The organism is Dellaglioa sp. CoH-57-MRSF-18 (assembly GCF_056781995.1).
In genome coordinates this window covers 209,217-229,060 of the sequence record NZ_JBXAXX010000003.1, presented here as the reverse complement: position 1 = coordinate 229,060, position 19,844 = coordinate 209,217, and the positions used below count along the sequence as shown (strand labels likewise).

The 19,844-nt window shown below is 35.5% G+C and carries 19 protein-coding genes; 4 read left to right on the top strand and 15 right to left on the bottom strand.

The window, feature by feature from the left end:
- Positions 1–22: 22 nt before the first annotated feature.
- The 10 genes from AC1RPG_RS04820 to AC1RPG_RS04775 form a co-directional block, all read right to left on the bottom strand.
- Positions 23–814, bottom strand: a complete 792-nt coding sequence (locus AC1RPG_RS04820) for a WxL domain-containing protein (protein ID WP_481761464.1) — start codon at positions 812–814, stop codon at positions 23–25.
- 26 nt (positions 815–840) lie between these two features.
- Positions 841–1,446: a WxL domain-containing protein gene (locus AC1RPG_RS04815; RefSeq protein ID WP_481761465.1), complete on the bottom strand. Its 606-nt coding sequence runs from the start codon at positions 1,444–1,446 to the stop codon at positions 841–843.
- A gap of 39 nt (positions 1,447–1,485) precedes the next feature.
- Positions 1,486–2,250: a WxL domain-containing protein gene (locus tag AC1RPG_RS04810; RefSeq protein ID WP_481761466.1), complete on the bottom strand. Its 765-nt coding sequence runs from the start codon at positions 2,248–2,250 to the stop codon at positions 1,486–1,488.
- A gap of 57 nt (positions 2,251–2,307) precedes the next feature.
- A complete protein-coding gene (locus tag AC1RPG_RS04805; RefSeq protein WP_481761467.1) occupies positions 2,308–3,057 on the bottom strand; it encodes a WxL domain-containing protein in 750 nt (249 codons plus the stop codon).
- Between the two features lie 51 nt (positions 3,058–3,108).
- Positions 3,109–3,870, bottom strand: coding sequence for a WxL domain-containing protein (locus AC1RPG_RS04800; RefSeq protein WP_481761468.1), 762 nt, complete (start codon positions 3,868–3,870; stop codon positions 3,109–3,111).
- 27 nt (positions 3,871–3,897) lie between these two features.
- Positions 3,898–4,611 carry a WxL domain-containing protein gene (locus tag AC1RPG_RS04795; protein ID WP_481761469.1) on the bottom strand — a complete coding sequence of 238 codons (714 nt, stop codon included), beginning with the start codon at positions 4,609–4,611 and terminating at the stop codon, positions 3,898–3,900.
- A 79-nt stretch (positions 4,612–4,690) separates the two neighbouring features.
- On the bottom strand, positions 4,691–7,264 hold the full coding sequence (locus AC1RPG_RS04790; RefSeq protein ID WP_481761470.1) for a hypothetical protein: 2,574 nt from the start codon (positions 7,262–7,264) through the stop codon (positions 4,691–4,693).
- Between the two features lie 490 nt (positions 7,265–7,754).
- On the bottom strand, positions 7,755–10,253 hold the full coding sequence (locus tag AC1RPG_RS04785) for a hypothetical protein (protein WP_481761471.1): 2,499 nt from the start codon (positions 10,251–10,253) through the stop codon (positions 7,755–7,757).
- A 279-nt stretch (positions 10,254–10,532) separates the two neighbouring features.
- Complete coding sequence (locus tag AC1RPG_RS04780; protein ID WP_481761472.1) at positions 10,533–11,597, bottom strand: WxLIP family cell surface protein; 1,065 nt, start codon at positions 11,595–11,597, stop codon at positions 10,533–10,535.
- Positions 11,590–12,225: a WxL domain-containing protein gene (locus AC1RPG_RS04775; protein ID WP_481761474.1), complete on the bottom strand. Its 636-nt coding sequence runs from the start codon at positions 12,223–12,225 to the stop codon at positions 11,590–11,592. Before AC1RPG_RS04775 ends, AC1RPG_RS04780 begins: the two co-directional genes overlap by 8 nt.
- A gap of 210 nt (positions 12,226–12,435) precedes the next feature.
- Here AC1RPG_RS04775 and AC1RPG_RS04770 point away from each other — a divergent pair, with 210 nt between their 5' ends.
- The 4 genes from AC1RPG_RS04770 (at position 12,436) to AC1RPG_RS04755 (ending at position 15,671) form a co-directional block, all read left to right on the top strand.
- Positions 12,436–13,908, top strand: coding sequence for a helix-turn-helix domain-containing protein (locus tag AC1RPG_RS04770; RefSeq protein WP_481761475.1), 1,473 nt, complete (start codon positions 12,436–12,438; stop codon positions 13,906–13,908).
- Complete coding sequence (locus AC1RPG_RS04765) at positions 13,901–14,320, top strand: hypothetical protein (RefSeq protein WP_409022196.1); 420 nt, start codon at positions 13,901–13,903, stop codon at positions 14,318–14,320. The genes AC1RPG_RS04770 and AC1RPG_RS04765 overlap by 8 nt, the downstream gene beginning before the upstream one ends.
- Positions 14,321–14,432: 112 nt before the next feature.
- On the top strand, positions 14,433–15,026 hold the full coding sequence (gene clpP, locus AC1RPG_RS04760) for an ATP-dependent Clp endopeptidase proteolytic subunit ClpP (RefSeq protein WP_409022195.1): 594 nt from the start codon (positions 14,433–14,435) through the stop codon (positions 15,024–15,026).
- Between the two features lie 126 nt (positions 15,027–15,152).
- Complete coding sequence (locus AC1RPG_RS04755) at positions 15,153–15,671, top strand: DsbA family protein (RefSeq protein WP_481761625.1); 519 nt, start codon at positions 15,153–15,155, stop codon at positions 15,669–15,671.
- A 62-nt stretch (positions 15,672–15,733) separates the two neighbouring features.
- On the opposite strand, the gene AC1RPG_RS04750 is transcribed toward AC1RPG_RS04755, so the two are convergent.
- From AC1RPG_RS04750 to sdaAA, 5 genes are all read right to left on the bottom strand, one after another.
- Positions 15,734–15,985 carry a kinase to dihydroxyacetone kinase gene (locus tag AC1RPG_RS04750; RefSeq protein ID WP_481761476.1) on the bottom strand — a complete coding sequence of 84 codons (252 nt, stop codon included), beginning with the start codon at positions 15,983–15,985 and terminating at the stop codon, positions 15,734–15,736.
- 26 nt (positions 15,986–16,011) lie between these two features.
- Positions 16,012–16,950: a DNA-binding protein WhiA gene (gene whiA, locus AC1RPG_RS04745; RefSeq protein ID WP_409022193.1), complete on the bottom strand. Its 939-nt coding sequence runs from the start codon at positions 16,948–16,950 to the stop codon at positions 16,012–16,014.
- 20 nt (positions 16,951–16,970) lie between these two features.
- Positions 16,971–17,990, bottom strand: coding sequence for a gluconeogenesis factor YvcK family protein (locus tag AC1RPG_RS04740; RefSeq protein WP_409022192.1), 1,020 nt, complete (start codon positions 17,988–17,990; stop codon positions 16,971–16,973).
- Positions 17,987–18,871, bottom strand: coding sequence for an RNase adapter RapZ (gene rapZ / locus AC1RPG_RS04735; protein ID WP_481761477.1), 885 nt, complete (start codon positions 18,869–18,871; stop codon positions 17,987–17,989). Before rapZ ends, AC1RPG_RS04740 begins: the two co-directional genes overlap by 4 nt.
- Positions 18,872–18,958: 87 nt before the next feature.
- Complete coding sequence (sdaAA, locus tag AC1RPG_RS04730; RefSeq protein WP_481761478.1) at positions 18,959–19,840, bottom strand: L-serine ammonia-lyase, iron-sulfur-dependent, subunit alpha; 882 nt, start codon at positions 19,838–19,840, stop codon at positions 18,959–18,961.
- Between the last annotated feature and the right edge of the window lie 4 nt (positions 19,841–19,844).

Genomic DNA, 19,844 nt, shown 5'->3' with positions numbered 1-19,844 from the left:
CCTCTTTCTTTTCAAATTAGCTTTATGGAGCCGCTATCAATGTCCATTTCAACGTTGATGTATAAGCTTCTTTTGTTTTCACAGTGGTACCAGGAACAAATAACGACACTGCATCGTTTCCTGTAGAGTTAGTTCCCGCTTTATCAGTACCCATAGCAAGTGTCCAAGTACCGAACGGATTATCACTATTACCATCTGTCGTACTAACAACCGAAACAGGAGTACCACCAGTTCCTGTAAGTTTAACGTTACCTGGTAAGTCCCCGCTTAGCCCTAAACCTGGATTTTCACTATGTGCTTCGATATTCTTAATATTTAGTACAGCACCTTTAAGCACGTTCCCGCTAGGACTTTTAAAAACAGTGTTACTAACACCTAATGACCAATTACCCGTTGTATTATTTGTGACCTGGGCGTAATTAGGTACATTATAATAATCTTTATCTGTTAGGTTTTGTGTGTCCCACACTCCACTTGAGTCACGACGGTTAGTCATGTCAGCTACTTTATCAAAAGTTGCATAGTAGGTTTTATTACTCCCCGAGATATCCTGTGCCCCAAAATGAAAACTAGAAATATAATCTATTCTTAAGTCTCCAGTTGTTGGCGTAACTTGATTGAGTGGGTGCACTGGTTTTGATGGATCTAACGGATCAACAGGACCAGACTTTTCAAGTAATGTTAAGTTAGCTGATGATATCGCAGTTTTTCCATCAGTTGCAACTGCTGCATCGGCTACTGAATTTACCATCATCGAAAATGCAAGGAGGGGGACAATGGCTACTGCTAGTCGTATATTTTTTTTCAAGCTCATTGTTTTAACCTATCCCTTTCTGCATTTTATAATGCTGCGTCTTTTAATGTCCATGTAATTGTTGATGTATATTTTTCATTTAATTTACTTGTTGCACCAGGTACTTCTAAAGTTGCTTTAGTAACAGGTAATGTGTTAGGCCCCATACCTTTATCTTTAGCTGCATCTACTGCTGGAACAGCTTTAGATGAACCATCTAAAAGCATAGTTGCTGCAGGATTAGCCACAAACTTTGCCCCATTACCATTAATAATTGAACCATTTGTTAAGGTTAACTTAGCACCATCAAGTGCCGTACCCGTTGCCGTGGCAAATTGTGTATTTGCAACTGTTAAATTCCAACCGACATTTGAGCCACGGTTATCATCAACTTGGATATTAGCATCCTCTGGTTTAGCGCCAAAAGACGTTTGTTCATAAGTTTTTGTTGATCCACTAATTTCTTGATCCCCAAAATCAACACTCGGTGCACTGATTAGCTTAAGTTCGCCTGCCCCAGTAGCTGGATTAGCTACGAAGTTAACATCACCTGTTGTGCCTTTTGTAATATCGGCAGCATGTGCTGCAGGTGCTAATGTTGAAAATAACGTAACTGCTAAAAGTGCTGATGTTGCAATTGCTGCTTTTTTCATAATTAATTTCCCCTTTGGTTTAACTTACTTCTAATCTTTTTATAGACCTGCGTCTGTTAATGTCCATGTTAAGTTAGTTTTGTAACTTGTTCCAATTGATTTAGCTGTTTTACCAGGTACTTCTAATGAGATTGCTTTCATTGAAGCATCTGTATCTGTTCCATCGACATATGTGCCAAATGAATCAGTCCAAGTACCCATACCTTGACCCTTAGCAGCACTTACAACTTCAACATCTTTTCCAACAGTTGGTGTAATAACACCACTATTTAAAGCAGTTGGGATTGTTGTCGTGTCACCAATATTTGAAGAATTAAATGTTTGACCGGTCATTTTTAATTGCGCACCAGCCAACTCAGAAGTCCCATCATTAAATTGGGCATCTTGATTTACTGAAAGTTTCCAACCACCATTTGTACCACGGTTATCAGTTACTTGTAAGTAATTAGCACGTTTAACCTTATCACCTTTACTATCTGTAGCTGAAATTGGTTGTGCATAGTAAGTTTCTGTAGAACCAGAAATCTTATGATCAGCACCAAAATCAAGATTAGAGATGTAATCAATCGATAAAGGTCCATCTGTACCAGGTTTGATTGGATCTGGATCTGGATCTGGTGTAATTGGATTTGTTGGATCGATTGGATCTGTGGGATTTGTTGGGCTTGTGCTTCCTGCGACAAAACCTACTTTACCTGTTTCATTATATGTTTGTGTATTATTTGCGGCATGTACAGCTGGTGCTGCAGTCAAACCTAATGTTGTTAACGCAATTGCACTTGCAACGATTTTTGTTGTTTTCATTTTAATTTCCCCTTTTATTGATTCCCTCTATTTTTTAATAACCTAGTTGATACAGGTTTACATCCCTGCGTCAGTAATTGTCCATGTTAAATCAGTGGTATATGGTTTAGCTTCTTTAGCTGAATTACCAGGTACGGCTAATGAAACAGCCTTCATTGCTGTATCCTTTGTAGCATCTGCATCATATACACCAAATGAATCTGTCCAAGTACCCATACCTTGACCCTTAGCTGCATTCAAGACTTCAACAGCGCTACCAGGTGTTGCTGTAATTGTAGCATCGGCTATAGCTGGGGTTGTTGCATTAGTTACACTATCCATATTTTTAGAATTTAATTTTTGTGATCCCATTTTTAATACTGCACCATCTAAATCTGCTGAGCCATCATTAAATTGTTTTTCTTGTTTAACTGAAAGTTTCCAACCAGCATTAGTACCACGTTTATCCGTTACTTGTAAGTAAGTAGCATATTTAGCACCACTAACTGCTTTGACAGGTGCAGCGTAGTAAGTTGTATCGTCCCCAGAAATTTTGTTTTCACCAAAATCAAAGTTAGAAACGTAATCAATTGATAATGGTCCATCAGTACCAGGACTAACAGGAGGAACAGTTGGTTCTAATGGATCAACGGGTTTATCTGGATCAACTGGGTTAACGGGTGGTGTTTTATCATCATTTTCTGTAAAACCAATCTTACCTAATGATGTGTAATTTTCTGTATGGTCTGCGGCATGTACAGCTGGTGCTGCAGTTAAACCTAATGTTGATAAAATAATTGCGCTTGTTACGATTTTAGTTGTTTTCATTTTAATTTCCCCTTTTAATTAATAACCTTTTTTTATTGATAGAATTAATTCTTATAAGTTAGCGTCTGTAAGTGTCCATGTTAAATCTGATGTGTATTTTTCTGCGACTTTTTTGCTATCACCAGGGATAGCTAATTTAACAGAAGCTTTAGCTTTATCAGCGTCTTTAGTTGCATTACCGAATGCTTCAACCCAAGTACCAGAACCTTCGCCATCTTTAGCTTGCATAACAACTTTATCACCTGATGCAGAAGAAATTGCAAGGTTATCTGTTAAAATTGATGGTGCTGGTTTTGTACCATTTTTATCAGCATTATTTGCTTCAGGGTTAGATAACGTAATTGTTGTGCCATCTAATACTGATTTTGTTGTTTCACTTGTAAATGCTTTTGATTGTTGAACTGAAAGTTTCCAGCCAGATACTGTACCACGGTTATCTGAAACTTGTAAGAAGTTTGCAAGGTCTTTTTTAGTTCCAGCTGTTGGGTTATCTGTTGTTGCTGCAACTAATTCCGAGTTATATGTTGTATCATTACCTGTTACTTTTTGTGTACCAAAGTTAAAGTTAGAAACGTAGTCAATTGCTAATGGGCCACCAGTACCTGGGTTCACTGGGTCTGTTGGATCGATAGTATGTCCTGGATCTGTTGGATCAGTAATACCAGGGTCTGTTGTTCCGTCATTTTTAGTCAATTCAACGTTACCATGTGATACATAATCTTTTGTTTCTGATGCGTTAGCTGTTGTAACAGCTGTTCCTGTAATACCTAATCCAAGTAATGCAGCGAATAATAATTTATTTGTTTTTTTCATAATATATATTTCCCCTAATCTCTTTTTTTATAGTTTAGCATCTGTCAAAGTCCATGTTAGTTCAGACTTATAAGCCCCTGCTACTTTTTTCGACTCAGCTGGAACAAACAATGAAATACTTTGTTGAGCAGCTGTATTATCTTTACCAAAACGATCCGTCCAGGTCCCCATACCATTGTCCAACTTAGCTGTCATCACAGTAACTGCCTTACCATCTGGCTTAATTGCTGCTTGACTATCCGTCGGTCTATGCAGGTTACTACCATTAACAACACCATTCATCAACGTGATAACCGTTCCATCTAATTTATTTTTACCATTCATAAATGGATTGGTCTGTGCAACGGTTAATTTCCACCCTGCATTTGACCCACGGTTATCCGTTATCTGAACATAGTTTGGATAATCTCCGACTTTACCGTTCTTATCAGCTAACTGGTCAAGTTGTGCATAATAAACACTATCTTTACCAGAAATTTTTTGTTGACTGAATTGTAAGTTCGAAACGTAATCAATCGATAACGGACCTGGCGTCCCCGGATTAACAGGTCTAACTGGTTTTACCGGATCCGTCGGATTAATTGGATTAACAGGTCGTGTTTCATCAGTACTTCCAACTAACTCAATAGTCGCATGCGATTGATAGCCCACTGTATCGCTTGCTGAAACTTGCGTTACGGCGAAACCAACAGGTACCATGCTTCCTAAAAGAATCCCCATAATTGTACTTCTTTTTAGCATCGTATTTTCTCCCCTCGTAAGATTTTGGTAGTTTTTAATATTAGCAATATGCTAACGATTAACATTAATTAAACAAGGTTTATGAATGTGGCGTATCCGCTAATGTCCATGTTATTTCCCCTGTATAGTCCCCTGCTTTAAGCAAAGGGTTATTTCCATTAAGTTGAACGATAATTCCTTTGTCGTTTGCCCAACTTACTTCTTGAGTTACCTCAGATTGCCCTGAACCAACTTCTGCACTGTTTGATTCTATATCTTGCGATTGACCAGATGCATCTATATATGTCAATACACCATTTAACTTAACGTTAGCATCGTTATGCTCCGTTAACGGTGTTGTAAGTTGAGCTGTTAAGGTCCAAGCTTGTTTACCCGCGTTAGAAACTTGTACGCTATTAACATGAGGATCAGGGTCACTACGTTGAACTTTAAAGTCTTCTCCGCTGTAAGGTAACGTAACACCTAAAAAAGAACCGTAATTAGTTGCCCCAGGTCCTTCTGTAATTTTCAATCCACCTGTAACTTCAATGTTAATGGTCTTTTTTAAACCATCCGAATTTTTGATAACTGCCTGATAAATACCATCAGTTGAAGTTTGTTTAAGTGTCGTTGAATCAACGCTTACTTTAGATTCAGCACCAGTTGCTAACAACCATCCTTTAGCTTCACTAGTCTTTAGAATTAATGCAGTCAACTCATCAGTTGTTAATTTTTGAATATCTGCCTGCTTTACGCCAAATCCTTTTGCATAAAGGGCAGAGACTTTATCAGTTGCAGTGTCATCATCAGTTACAGTAACTGGTACAGCTACTTTTGCGATTTCATTTGGTTTAACTGCAATATCTGTTAAAAGCATATCTTGGATGTAAAATCCTACTGTTTTATTATCAAGTGGTTTACCTGATGGATTTGTCCCATCAACAGTTAGTGTATGTGCATTAACTGTTGGTTGATTAATAATTGTCAAATCTTTAATCAAATCCGTCTCGCCTGTCTTAACCGTATCGCCAACTTTGATTGTTTGTGGGATAGCAATTGCGCCTAATTTGAATACGTTAACAGTTATAGTAACTGGTTTTTCTTGACGGTTATTACCTGGATCAACTGCCGTAACTAATAGTTCATTTTTACCTGGACCTAGTTTAGACATATTAACTGGTACAGAATACGGTGTAGGATTCTTCACATCCACTGTAATAGTATCGTAAGGATTCTTTTCTGACGTTCCATCTGGATACCCGATTTCAATATTTCCTTTTGTATCATCTGAATCAGTAACATCTCCTGTAATCTCAACACCTTTTTGATCAGCGTAACCGTTAATTATTGTATTTTTAACTGTCGCAACGGGAGGAGTACTAGGTGTTGTCTCTTTATAAGTAAGGTAAGACCCATTAACAAGTGTTGCACCTGGAGCTAAATCAACTTGATTAGCTTTCATAATGTACGCACTATCATCACCAATTGTTTTACTTGGATTACTAATATTTTCAATTCCAATATTAGTGTTTGCTGCTGAACCTTCCATACCTGTCCCGGCTACCCCCCCTTTAAAGTAGTTATTAAAATTAGCGGGGTTTAGAATCTTATCTTGAGAACCGCCCGTATAATTTGTCCAACCACCCAAAGTAGCATTAGACTCTGGATCTTTCAATCTCACATCCAAAACATGCTTCTGACTAGTACTATCCCCAATCATTTTAAAGCCATCATTAGGTCCAATACTCTGTAAAGGAACTTTATCAGAATCTACAAAAGTATCATTTGTTTCCAAGGCACCTATTTTTTGTGAATCTGAATTATTATTTGTAATACTAAAGTAACGGTAAATACCACCAGTCCTACCATATACTGATTCAAAAGTATAACTAACTTTGTACTTACTATCATACATAGTTGCTTTAAATCCCGTGTTCATACTATTTTTATAAAGATGATAATCAGTAATTGACCCATCTAAAAGTCCACCCTCGATACCAGAAATACCGTTGTCTAGGTAAGCTTCATTCACATTATAACCACGAGCTATTTTGTCGCCCATAATCAGCCCGTGTATAATCGATGGACGCGGATTTTTTCCGGTAGTATACGTATATGACCAAGATGGTAAATTAGGTGAACTATTATTGCTTGCTCTATCTGCGTCATTATTATTCGTCAGTTCACTAGGCTGAAAAGGTTCAATACTATTTCCAAAGTACATAACTGGTTCATTAGGCTTATCAGATCTCCCCGATTGTGAAACAAACGTCTTTGCTACATCAGCTGCGTAATCTTTTGTTTCCCATTTAACAGTAGGTAGAATTTCATCTTTTGGTCCAACATATCCAGCTGCTCGAGTGGTAGCTCGAGTACTTCGTTTAGTTTTTTCTGATGATTTAGCTTTTATTTTTAATTCACTTTTTTTAGTTGTTGATTTAGTTTCTACAGATTCACTTGATAGCGCCTTTTTTTCTGATTCACTTGATTCTTTAATCGTTAACTTACTTGATGTTTCATCTGATGATTCGCTTGACATACTGCTCTCATCGGTTTTAGCAAACACACTAGGTTCTCTATGGCTAGCTCCCCCAGCTAACAATCCTGCAAAAACAGCACTTGTCATAATTGTTGCCGAAACCCATTCTTTTTTTCTGTTTTTATACTCTCTCATTTTTTAGCCCTCCCCAATCCTTGCTTTTAACTTATTAATTATTTTATCAATTTAGTCTATTTGATTTCACTAACATATTGCCAATTCACTACTATCCCCTATTTATCTAGCTATTTCTATTAACTTTTATCAAATATACCTTTTAGCAAAGTTAAAAATTCAACATGTACATGCTTTGTCTTTGATTAACATGTACATATTATATCTTCAATGGTGTACGATGTTAAATCAAATTTTTTATTTTTTTAAAAATATTTGAAAATTAAACAAATAATAATTATTCATAAGTTTTATCTCATCATAAAACGAAAATTATTAAGCCACTAAAATACGAATAAAATTTAGTTATCATTAATTTTTATTAAAAAAATCCATATCAATACTTAGCAGTATTGATATGGATTTACTATTATTTGGGATTGTTATTTAGTTCATAATTAAACTGCTAAAAATATTCAAATCATTTAAGATTAAATTAGAAACTATAACATTAAGGTGTATTCTCTAGTGTCCATGTTATTTCCCCTGTATAGGCTCCAGCTTTAAGTGATGTATTACCTCCGTTAAGTTGAGCGACAATTCCTTTATCCTTATCCCAACGGACTTCTTGAGTTGCCTCAGACTGTCCTGAACCAACTTCTGCACTACTTGATTCTATATCTTGTACACCATTAGCTGAATTTACATACTCCAAAACACCAGTTAACTTATCATTAGCACTATCTGTCAAACCTTTTGTAAGTCGAGCAGTTAATGTCCAAGCTTGTTTACCTGCATTAGAAATATTCACACTGCTATTGGTACTAGAATCACTACGTTGGAGATCAAAATTTTCTCCACTGTAAGGTAATATCACGCCACTGGAAGAACCATAGTCAGTTGCAGTAGGTGCTGATGTAATTTTTAATCCACCTGAGACAGTAATCACAATTTCTTTTGTTTGACCATCAGAATTTTGGATAACTGCTTTATAAAAACCATCACCTGAAGTTGGTTTAAGTTCTGTTGACTTAACACTAACTTTAGATTCGGCACCCGTCGCTATCAGCCAGCCTCTAGCTTTACTATTATTCAAGATTAATGTATCTAAATCACCAGTTGATAAGTTTTGAATATCCGCTGTTTTTAATTCAAATCCCTTGGCATAAAGAGCAGAAGTTTTGTCAAATGCAGTATCACTATCAGTTACGGTAACGGGTACAGCTACTTTTGCGATTTCATTTGGTTTAACTGCAGTATCTGTTAAAAGCATATCTTGAATGTAAAATCCTGCTGTTTTATTATCAAGTGGCTTACCTGATGGATTTGTTGTATCCATTTTTAAGGTATGTGCATTAACTGTTGGTTGATTAATAATTGTTAAATTCTTAATTAAGTCCGTTTCGCCTGTCTTAACCGTATCGCCAACTTTGATTGTTTGTGGGATAGCAGTTGCACCTAATTTATAAAGATTGACTGTTACCGTAACAGGTTTTAACTGTTCTACTTCACTATCGTCAACAGCTGTCACTATTATCTTATTTGAACCTAATTTTAATTTAGAAGTGTCAATGTTTGCACTATAATCAGCACTAGTATCTACCTTACCTGTGTCGTACACATTCTCTGTTGTTCCTGACGTTGACCCATCTGGATAGGTAATTTGAATATAACCTTTACTGCCATCCTTATCTAAAACCGTTCCTAAAACTTTAGGCCTATTAGTTTGACTTGCATAAGCATTAATCGTTTGTTCTTTTACACTTGCAACAGGTGCAACAGCTTCCTTATAAGTTTGATAAGAACCCGTTACGAGTGTTCCTCCTGGTTCCAAAGTTTTCGGATTAGCTTTTATTATGAACCCACTATCGCCTTTAAATGGGTTATCTGGATTCTTAATATTTGAAACGGCAATAATTTTATTATGTGGTGATTTTTCCATTCCAGTTCCAAGTGCACCACCATTGAAATAATTATTTAAATAACCAGTATTCATAACATTTGGTTCATCTCCGCCTGTGTAATTCGTCCATCCACCTAATTTGGTATTATTTCTTGGATCATTTAATTTGAAATTTAAACTATGTGCTGACCCAACCATTTTGAATCCTTCATCCGGGCCTAAGCTTTCAATGGTAACAGCATCCTCATCAACGAATGTATCGACGCCCTCAATAGCTCCAACTGCACGAGCCGTTGTGTCATTGTTAGTAATACTAAAATAGCTATAAACACCGCCACTAGCATCATAAACTTCCTCAAATGTATAACTTAATTTATACTTTGTATCATACATAATTGCCTTAAATCCAGTACCTGTTTTATTTTTAAAAAGTTGATATCCAGTGATATCCTTACCTTTAACTGCAGATTCAATTGTATAAGGAATTGATGAAAAGGATGATACCAACCCGTATCCACGATTACCTGGGACACTATTATTAATAATAATTCCATAAGATTTCCTTGGAACAGGATTTATTCCAGTATCAAACATGTAGGCCCAACCAGACTTATTAAGACCACTGACGGGATCATTATTTAATAACTCATTCATTTGAAAAGGAAAATAATTATTTCCAAAATATAATACAGGTTCGCCAGGTTTATTCTGTGAACCCGACTGTGAAACAAATGCCGTTGCTGACTCCGCTGAATAATCTTTTGTTGTATCCCAGTAATCATCAGGAAATACATCATTTGCTGGTCCAACATACCCAGCTGCTCTAGTACTTAGTTTAGCTTTTGCTGACGGTTTAGCTTTTGTTTTTGATTCACTTTTTTTTATTGTGATTGATTTAGTTTTTAGAGAATCACTTGATATCGCCTTTTTTCCTGATTCACTTGTGGCGTTATCTGATGACTCACTTGACATACTGCTCTCATCAGTTTGAGCAAATACACTAGGTTCCCTGTGACTGGCCCCCCCAGCAAATAATCCTGCAAAAACAGCACTTGTTATAAGTGTTGCTGAAATCCATTCTTTTGTTCTACTGTTATGTTTCCTCATCTTTTATCCCTCTCTAATGCTTAATTATCTTATTTATTTGGTCTTACTATCATATCGTTAAGTCATTGTCATCCCCTATTTTTCTAACAATTCCCATTAACTTTTAGTAAAGTGAAGATACAATATGTACATACTACATCTACAATTATTATGTACATATTGTATCTTCAATGGTGCACAATGTTAAATCACATTTTTTACCTTTTTAAAAATATTTGAAAATAAAAAAGTTATTAATTAAAAGATAATATCCCTTAATTAATAACTTTTTCATTTAAATTATTTAATTTTTTGTTGATACTTTCTTTTTAATCTTCGATTAATCCATAATATAACAAAAACATTAACGATTATCAGTACGAACAAGAGTAATATCCAATAGATCCAGTAATTTGTTTGATCGATTGTAACATCCTTCTCATTCAATATTCTTGCTTTTGATCCACTTACCGTAAATTTCTGTTTAAAATGCCATGCCTGATTTTTAGAAGTCATCTCTGCACTAAGTTCGTAGGTACCACTTTTGAGTAATTCACCAGCAGCTAATGGAATTGGAAAGGTAACCGCACTGGTTGGGGCAATTTGCATGTCCTTATTACTTGCTCGATATAATACTTTTGAACTACCTAACCGTCTGACTTGTGTATTTATTTGAACTTTATTTAAAAACATAGCGCTCTGATTTTCAAATCTCGCAGCAATCACATTACGTGCATTAATTTGTGTGATATCAACCGTTTTTAATTTTACTTGTGCGCTAGTTACAGGTTGTTCTCCATGGAATATTACCGCAGTCGTATATAAATAACGATTATCAATAACCGCTCGTTCTGACTTTGTTTGAGACTGAGCATCATTGTCTTCAATCACCGATATACCTCCCGCAACGACACCTGCAAAAGTCGTATTGGGTAACGCAACATCCAAAGTAACTATTTTTTCACTTTTTGCAGGAACAGTTATACGATTCTGACGAGCTCTAACTGCTTTTACCACTGAGAACGGCTGTTGTGCCAATACTTTACTTTGTGATTCCGCGTACTCCACAACCCCATTATAGTTTGTTGTTGCATCCTTAATGAGGACTTCAAACGTTAGTGATTTATCAATAAGATTAGCTACCTTAATTTTCAGCTGTGTTTTAGTTCCTGGTGCTGCTTTTAAATCAAAATAAGTTTTTTTCTTATCTAATTGATAGTCAGATATCATAGGTTGAACAGAAAAGTCAACTTGGCTGGCATTAACCTGCTTAATGTCCACTCCGAATAAAAATAAAATACTGAATAAAAATAAATAGCCGAATCTTTTAATAAATTTTGTGGTTATCATTTCATTATTATTCATTTGATGGCACATCATTTAATGACCATGTAATTTCACTACGATAGACATCTGTCATCTTAGTTGCCTCACGGGGAATATTCAAAGCGATACTATTTCCTTTAGTTGCCTCATTCCCAAAACGGTAAACCCAAGTGCCGTATCCTTCATCACCTTTTGCGGCAACGACTACTTTATTAGCTCCTACAGACAAATCAAAATTTTTCTTATAAAATCCAGGTTTTTTATCCGCAGAAATGGAAACAAGTTCACCATTACTAAAACTAAGATAGGCACCCGTTAACGATTTATGCGTCTCTTCAGATTCAAATTGGCGACTCTGTTTAGCTTCAAGCACCCAACCATTTTCAGTTCCGCTAAAATTTGAAACTTGAACGTAATTGGGTGTGCTTGCCCCTGTTGCCATATCTTGCGCTTTGGCATAACTTTTTTTATCATTCGAATCAATTTTAGTTGTATTGAAACTAAGGGAAGAAGCAAAATCGACTGTTGTTGCTCCAGATTGAAAATCCATAGACAAATCGGATTGCGCACTACCACGATTAGTTTTCGCCGCTTGAATCGTTGCCTCAGATGCAGTCATATAGAGACCTAATAGTGTTACAAAGGCGCTTAATACTATTTTATTCATAAAGATTTCCCTCTCCCTGTCTAAAAAAATTACTCTTCTGTTATTTCTATAATTTGAATACATATATTAATGACATGTTATTTTATATCACCACTTTTGTCAATTTTTTTAAAAATATGATAATTATTGATTCTAGATTTATATGCAAACCGTTGGCAATTCCCCTATAATGGATAGTACATACTCTTTAATGAGGAGGAATCGCGATAAATGGACTTTATATTTAACAAAGATGATATTCGTAAGTTAGAATTATTTTCTTATCTTGAGAATACTTATGACCAATCTGCTTCGCAAACAGACATCCAAAAACATTTTAAATGGTCAAAATATTATACAGCAACAACTATCAAGTCTTTAGAAGAAGATCTTGTCACTGAAGGATTAGACGATTACTATTTATTAAAAGTTAGCAATAACAAAGTAAGTCTACAAAAAAATGGCTTAGATTCCATCGATCACCTATTACTTCTATACGCTAAGCAGTCACCTCAATTTTTGATGCTGAATGCGCTATTTACTAACCCTAATTTTAGTATAGAATCCTTCACCGAATCGTTATTTTTAAGTGAAGCAACTGGTTATCGGACCAAGAAATTTTTAGATGATATGTTACAAAAATTAGGCTTTAAAATCACTAAAAACTTCCAATTAGTAGGTCCTGAAGAAAATATTCGCTTATTTTTTTATAACCTTTATTTAGCTGTCTATAAGAACTACAACTTCCCATTTAATGAAGAAGTTGATCGTAATTCTAGTTTATTTTCTAACCAATTAATTTCTAGCTTAAATCTTGATCTCACACAAATACAATTATTGAAACTAAAGTATTTTTCAGCTGTTCTCATACAAAGTTTAGCTTCTAATCGAAATGATACTAATCGTTTTGCTGATGTTAATTTTGCTAATTCAGACTCAATCATGTCCAATATTCAAGACTGTCTTCAAGAAAATCCAGGTATTAATGGACTTACGGATGAACAGTTATCAATTGAAACAGTATTTGTTCTAAATTTCCTTTATATGGAAGACATTGTTGACGTTACATTTAATAACTCATCTTTCTTTTCACAAATTGAATCACTCAATAATTTTGTTATTAAAGACTTACAAAAGTTCTTTGATATCACATTAAGTGAACAAAGTTATATGACATTATTTGACGAATTATCTCGTATTCATTTTTCTAGTTACCATAGTGCCCAAATTGATTTTAGTTGGCAAGTTGCCGTAGATAATACTATTTTAAAAGAAAATTATAGTTGGTTTTATATCTTCGTTGACCAATTGATAACTAACTTAACAACGAATGTACCGGATATTTTCAAAGAAAAAAACATTAACATGGCCCGTTTAAAATCAGAATATCTTTTCTTATTCATTCGTTATATTGATTTACCAACCGTTTCAAAACCGGTGCATATAACAATTGATTTTTCAAAAGGGAGTAACTACAATGATTTAATTCACAAAAATCTTGATTCAATGCCCTTCTTTAATTTGGAAGTTAACTACAAATTAACAGATCAAACCGATATTTACCTTTCTGACTTCTTGATGGCAGATGTCCCCAGTCGCTACCTAATCTGGAATAGTCCACCATTAGCTTCTGATTGGGAGATATTTGCTAATATGGTTGTGGCTATTCGAACAGATAGTCAGGAGGATATCACTAATGCATAAAAAGTTTAGAACATCCCGCCTAACTAGAATTTCCTTAGCCTCAATCGTAGCTAACTTGTTCATTTTATCCATGTATGTACCCAAACAAATTAAAGCAACACCGCGAAGCGATAGTGAAGATTCTCGTGTAGCTCCTGTGAATCCAATGGATCCCAGAAAAAATGCAGAACCTGTGTCCCCTAAGGTTTCGGCACCTAAAAAACAAAAACCTCGTAAGGTTAAGAAAAAAGTAACAGATAAATCACCAATCGCTTTTGTTTCAACGCAACATTCTGTAACACCTATTAAACCACCTGTAGCCCTTTCAGTATCTTATTCTGGCTACTTGGTTCGTCATTTATCAGGGAACCTACTCTATGGTTCAAAAACAAGGTCATCAGATGCGATTATTTTAAAAGAAACTAAAGAATAAATTTAGTTTATTTTATTTGACCTTTTTTGACCAAGGGTTTAAACTAGCATTACATTAGTTCAAATGCTAATATAAAAAAAGTAAATAATAATAAATTCGGAGGTTTCTAACTATGAATATGGTTCCTACAGTTATCGAACAATCTGCCGGTGGCGAACGTGCCTATGATATCTACTCTCGTCTTTTAAAAGACAGAATCATTATGTTATCTGGTGAAGTTAATGATGATATGGCAAATGCTATTATCGCTCAATTACTTTTCTTAGACGCTCAAGACTCAGAAAAAGATATTTCAATTTACATTAACTCACCCGGTGGTTCTGTTTCAGCCGGTTTAGCTATCTACGATACAATGAACTTCATCAATGCTGATGTTCAAACAATCGTTATGGGTATGGCTGCTTCAATGGCCAGTGTATTGGCAACTGCTGGTACAAAGGGTAAACGTTTTGCATTACCTAACTCAGAAATTATGATTCACCAACCACTTGGTGGCGCTCAAGGTCAAGCAACAGAAATTGAAATTGCTGCTGCACATATCTTGAAAACAAGAACATTGATTAACCAAATTTTAGCTGATGCAACTGGTCAAGATATTAAAGTTATCGATAAAGATACAGATCGTGATAACTTTATGACTGCTGATCAAGCAAAAGAATACGGTTTGATTGATAAAATTATGACTAACAAAAAAGGGCTTAAATAAGCTTTAACGTTTAAGGACACTAACAAGTTAACTTTTGTTAGTGTCCTTTTTTTGAGCGGATAATTATTCAGATGAACCCGTCTTATGCTATACTGACGCTAATAAATGAAGACTGGACTGATAAAAATGGATATTTCAATTATTGATGCTTCAAAAGTAAATCGGGACTTTGGACTTGTGATTGGTAACTCTGACGCGCCAAAAACAATTATTGAGTTTATTAACCTACGTTGCCCCTACTCAAAAGAATGGTTCGAAAAATCTAAAGAGACTTTAGATTCTTATGTTGCAAACGGACGTGTAAAACGTGTCATCAAACTTTTTGATAAAGAAAAAGAATCCTTACAACGTGGTAATGTTGCTCATCATTATCTTCCTTTAGATAATCCGCAAAAATCTTACGATTTAATAACTGAATTATTTAAAACGCAAGATACGTGGAAAGACTTAACACTGGATGAGGTTGCTGCCTATATGGAAAAGACCTTTAGTTTAACTGACGTTTCTGATAAAACTTACATTAACTCAATTATCGCTGAAGCTAACGACGCAAATATTCAATTTGTACCAACCGTTATCGTTGACGACCATATTTTTGATGAATCAATTGATCTAGCTACCTTAAAATCATATTTAGATAAATAAAAAATACGCATATAATTAATAGCTAAGATAAAAGCTATCAGTTATATGCGTATTTTATTTGGTTAACCTTTTAATCCTTTAGATTGTCTGACCATATCTTCAACAACAACATCAAAGATTTCTCCAAGTCCAGCACAATATTCTAATATTTCCCACGGCGCATTCGTATGGAAATGCAGTTTCATTAAATCAGAATCTCCCGCAACAAGTAAACTATCACCTTTGAATTGACGTAAAATCTTATCGTTCAATTGGTCCTCGTCTAATGTACTACCTTCTATTAGTAGTTGCGTATCATATTTAAATGTTATCATGCTATCTCACCTCTTTAAAATTTCGTTTATTTTTCACCAATTCGAACTTTTTCAGCAAATTCGTTAATTTTTCGTAGCCGATGATTAATCCCAGATTTTGAAATTGGACCACCTGGTACTAAATCACCTAATTCTTTCAAACTAACTTCTTGATGAACCAGACGTGTTTCAGCAACTTCTTTTAATTTAGAAGGTAATTGCCCTAAACCAACAGAATGTGCAATAAACTCAATATTAGCAATTTGTTTATTCGCAGCATCCGCCACTTTATTCATATTAGCTGTTTCGCAATTAACCATGCGATTAACTGAATTACGCATATCGCGGACAATCCTAATATCTTCAAACTTCAACATAGCCGTTGTTGCGCCAATTAATGACAAGAAATCAGCAATTTTTTCTGCTTCTTTTAAATAAACGATATAACCACTTCGACGTTCAGTCATTCTAGCGTTGAATCCAAATTTATTAATCATTTCGCAAATTGTTTGATTATGTTCTTCATAGACTGAGTAAATTTCCAAATGATAACGGCTTGTTTCAGGATTATTAACAGAACCACCTGCCAAAAATGCCCCACGTAAATATGAACGCATCATCATATCATCATGGGCCAACAGATCCATTGGTACACCCATTTTAAGTTGCATATCTTCAATGATATCCAGGTCTTTTAAAACAAAATCACTACCTGTTTTTAAACGTACAATATAAATATTATTTTTCTTTAATTTCATTTTACGACGAACTAATAGTTCACTTGTAATGTCATAAAATTCATTTAAAAGTTCATAAATCCGTCTCGCAATTGCGGGATTCTCAGTCTGAACATTTAAAACAAATTGATGATTAATAATACTCAAAGACCCATTCATTCTAATTAACGCCATTAACTCTGCTTTAGCATTATTTTTTCTGACTTTGAGGGTCGTTAATTCTTTTTTCACTTCACTTGCATATGACATTCTTTCACCTTATCTCTGTACTAAATAGTCTTTCTATGTCTTAATTCGCGATTTGGTCGACCAACTAAACGGATTAATTCTTCAACGACTTTATTGCCATCATGGAAGACACCTTGATCTTTTAATTTTAAGAAGTTAGATGAAATCACTCGACAATGTTGTTCCCTTAATCCATTAAAGTCATGTTCAACTTGAATTAAATTCTCATCATATTTTTCTTTATCCATATAACCTTCAGGAACCGGTGCCGTATTCACAAGCACTGTATTCACAAAACATTTACCTAGGTGCCCATTCAAAATACGCACATGATCAGCATCAGTAAAATGTTCTGTTTCACCCTTTTGCGTCATAATATTACAGATATAAACAACTTCTGCTTTTGTTTCAGACAGTGCCTTACCCACATTACCAATAACTAAATTAGGCAAAATACTTGTGAACAAACTCCCAGGTCCAAGGACAATTTGGTCTGCTTCAAGAATAGCTTGAACAACTTCTGGTACAGCTTCTGGCACACTAGTTTCACTTTTTTCACTTGAGGTTACCCAAACACGCTTAATTGATTTTCTAGCGGCAGTTATTTCTGCTTCCCCCGCTAAAAAAGTGCCATCAGAAAATTCTGCATTTAATACTAACGGTTCATCCGCAACGGGATAGACATGTCCATCAACTCTCATCATTTCTGATAATTCTTGGACAGAAGCAAAAACACCATTTTTCATTTCAGTTAGTGCTGCAATAATTAAATTACCAATCGCATGTCCTGCAAAAAATCGATCGGACGTATCAAACCGATACTGGAATATATCTAAATATATTTCTGGTAACTCAGATAATGCGGCAATAACATTACGAATATCACCAGGCGGCACAACATTCACGTAATCTCTGATAATACCTGACGAACCACCATCATCAGCAACCGTTACAATCGCCGTGATATCAGCATTTTTATCTCTTAAACTTTTTAAAATAACGGGTAGCCCTGTTCCGCCACCAATAACGACTATCTTAGGTCTATGTCCACTTCTCGTCATGATCGATTGACCGATTCTTTACTTTTATTAATATCACGGTGTGTAACGTTCACCGGATAGTTAATTTTCAATTCTTCACTCAATCTTTTAGCTAAAGCAACTGAGCGATGTTGTCCACCAGTACAGCCAATCGCAATCGTTAAATTGGTTTTACCTTCAGCTTCGTAGCCAGGTAAAATTGACTCAATTAACGATTCAAATTTGGTATAAAAACCTTCTGTAGCTGGTTGTTTCATCACATAATCATAAACTGCCTTATCTAAGCCAGTTTGTGGTTTTAATTCTGGAATATAGTGTGGGTTAGGTAAGAAACGGACATCCATCACGATATCTGCATCGATAGGTAGGCCATATTTAAATCCGAATGATAAGACTTCAACATGAAAATTAGCTGTTTCTCTGGTTTCAAAATTATGAAAAATCTCTTCACGTAACTGACGTGGTGACAAATTAGTCGTATTAATCACTAATTGTGCTTGTGTTTTAATATCATTTAATAAGTCACGTTCTTTTTCAATGCCATCCATCAGACGGCCTTCCATTGCTAACGGATGCGCACGTCTTGTTTCTTTGTAACGAGAAACTAATTCTGCATCTGATGCGTCAAGAAAGACAATTTTAGTGGTTACAAATTCAGTGTTATCAAATCCTGATAACATTTCGATAATTTCATCATAAAAAGCTCTTGATCTTAAATCCATAACAAGGGCAATTTTTGAAATTTTACCTGACTCTTTTACCAACTCCCAGAACTTAGGTAATAAAGTTGGTGGTAAGTTATCAATACAAAAATAACCTAAATCTTCAAAACTTTGCATTGCGACCGTCTTACCGGCCCCACTCATCCCTGTAATTACAACTAGCTCTAACGTATCTGTCATATTCATTCCTCCAAATCTACTATAATTATTATAACATACCTGGTGTTTCTTTTGTATCTGCGCACAAAAAAAGAGTTGTTTCCAACCCTATATCGTTTCACCAAATATTTTCATTTTAATTGCTTGGCCCGTTGGTGTACTAGCTAATCCACCAATCCCAGTTTCTCTAAGCGAGCTCGGCATACGTTCGCCAATGTCTTTCATAGCCATAATAACTTCATCAGCTGGTACTTTGTTAGATAATCCAGCAAGTGCCATATCTGCTGCCGTTAAAGCATTCACGGCTCCTATTGCATTTCGCTTGATACATGGAATTTCAACTAATCCAGCAACTGGATCACAAACCAGTCCCAATAAATTACTAAGTCCCATCGCAAAAGCCTCTGCACATTGTTCCGGCGTTCCACCAGTAACCTCAACGGCGGCAGCTGCTGCCATTGCTGATGCACTGCCGACTTCTGCCTGACAGCCACCAGTCGCTCCGGCAATCATGGCATTATTTGCCACGATCATTCCAAAGGCACTTGACGTAAATAAAGCTTGTAACATCTTTTCATGTGATAAATTTAATCGTTTTTGTATCATGAAAATAACCCCAGGCAACGTTCCAGATGAACCTGCAGTCGGTGTCGCACAAATAAGTCCCATCGAAGCATTGACTTCATTAGTCGCAATTGCATATTGCATCGCCTCTAAGTTAGCATCCCCAGATAAAGAGTGCCCTTTCTCACGATATTTCCGTAGTAAGACCGCATCTCCACCCGTTAATCCCGTTGCTGAAGAAACGCCTTCACCATTTGATCCCTTTTCAATCGCTTGCTTCATCACTTCAAGATTAGCAGACATTTTTTCAATGATAACGTCTCTAGTTTCACTTGATTGCGCCATTTCTTGTTCAATCATTAATTCTGAAACTAATTTGTGTTCTTTATTAGCAGTTGAAACTAACTCAGCAATACTTTTATACAAGATG

Coding starts and splice junctions, on each gene's coding strand:
- AC1RPG_RS04820 (WP_481761464.1), bottom strand. CDS start 814: ATGAGCTTGAAAAAAAATATACGACTAGCAGTAGCCATTGTCCCCCTC.
- AC1RPG_RS04815 (WP_481761465.1), bottom strand. CDS start 1,446: ATGAAAAAAGCAGCAATTGCAACATCAGCACTTTTAGCAGTTACGTTA.
- AC1RPG_RS04810 (WP_481761466.1), bottom strand. CDS start 2,250: ATGAAAACAACAAAAATCGTTGCAAGTGCAATTGCGTTAACAACATTA.
- AC1RPG_RS04805 (WP_481761467.1), bottom strand. CDS start 3,057: ATGAAAACAACTAAAATCGTAACAAGCGCAATTATTTTATCAACATTA.
- AC1RPG_RS04800 (WP_481761468.1), bottom strand. CDS start 3,870: ATGAAAAAAACAAATAAATTATTATTCGCTGCATTACTTGGATTAGGT.
- AC1RPG_RS04795 (WP_481761469.1), bottom strand. CDS start 4,611: ATGCTAAAAAGAAGTACAATTATGGGGATTCTTTTAGGAAGCATGGTA.
- AC1RPG_RS04790 (WP_481761470.1), bottom strand. CDS start 7,264: ATGAGAGAGTATAAAAACAGAAAAAAAGAATGGGTTTCGGCAACAATT.
- AC1RPG_RS04785 (WP_481761471.1), bottom strand. CDS start 10,253: ATGAGGAAACATAACAGTAGAACAAAAGAATGGATTTCAGCAACACTT.
- AC1RPG_RS04780 (WP_481761472.1), bottom strand. CDS start 11,597: ATGAATAATAATGAAATGATAACCACAAAATTTATTAAAAGATTCGGC.
- AC1RPG_RS04775 (WP_481761474.1), bottom strand. CDS start 12,225: ATGAATAAAATAGTATTAAGCGCCTTTGTAACACTATTAGGTCTCTAT.
- AC1RPG_RS04770 (WP_481761475.1), top strand. CDS start 12,436: ATGGACTTTATATTTAACAAAGATGATATTCGTAAGTTAGAATTATTT.
- AC1RPG_RS04765 (WP_409022196.1), top strand. CDS start 13,901: ATGCATAAAAAGTTTAGAACATCCCGCCTAACTAGAATTTCCTTAGCC.
- clpP (WP_409022195.1), top strand. CDS start 14,433: ATGAATATGGTTCCTACAGTTATCGAACAATCTGCCGGTGGCGAACGT.
- AC1RPG_RS04755 (WP_481761625.1), top strand. CDS start 15,153: ATGGATATTTCAATTATTGATGCTTCAAAAGTAAATCGGGACTTTGGA.
- AC1RPG_RS04750 (WP_481761476.1), bottom strand. CDS start 15,985: ATGATAACATTTAAATATGATACGCAACTACTAATAGAAGGTAGTACA.
- whiA (WP_409022193.1), bottom strand. CDS start 16,950: ATGTCATATGCAAGTGAAGTGAAAAAAGAATTAACGACCCTCAAAGTC.
- AC1RPG_RS04740 (WP_409022192.1), bottom strand. CDS start 17,990: ATGACGAGAAGTGGACATAGACCTAAGATAGTCGTTATTGGTGGCGGA.
- rapZ (WP_481761477.1), bottom strand. CDS start 18,871: ATGACAGATACGTTAGAGCTAGTTGTAATTACAGGGATGAGTGGGGCC.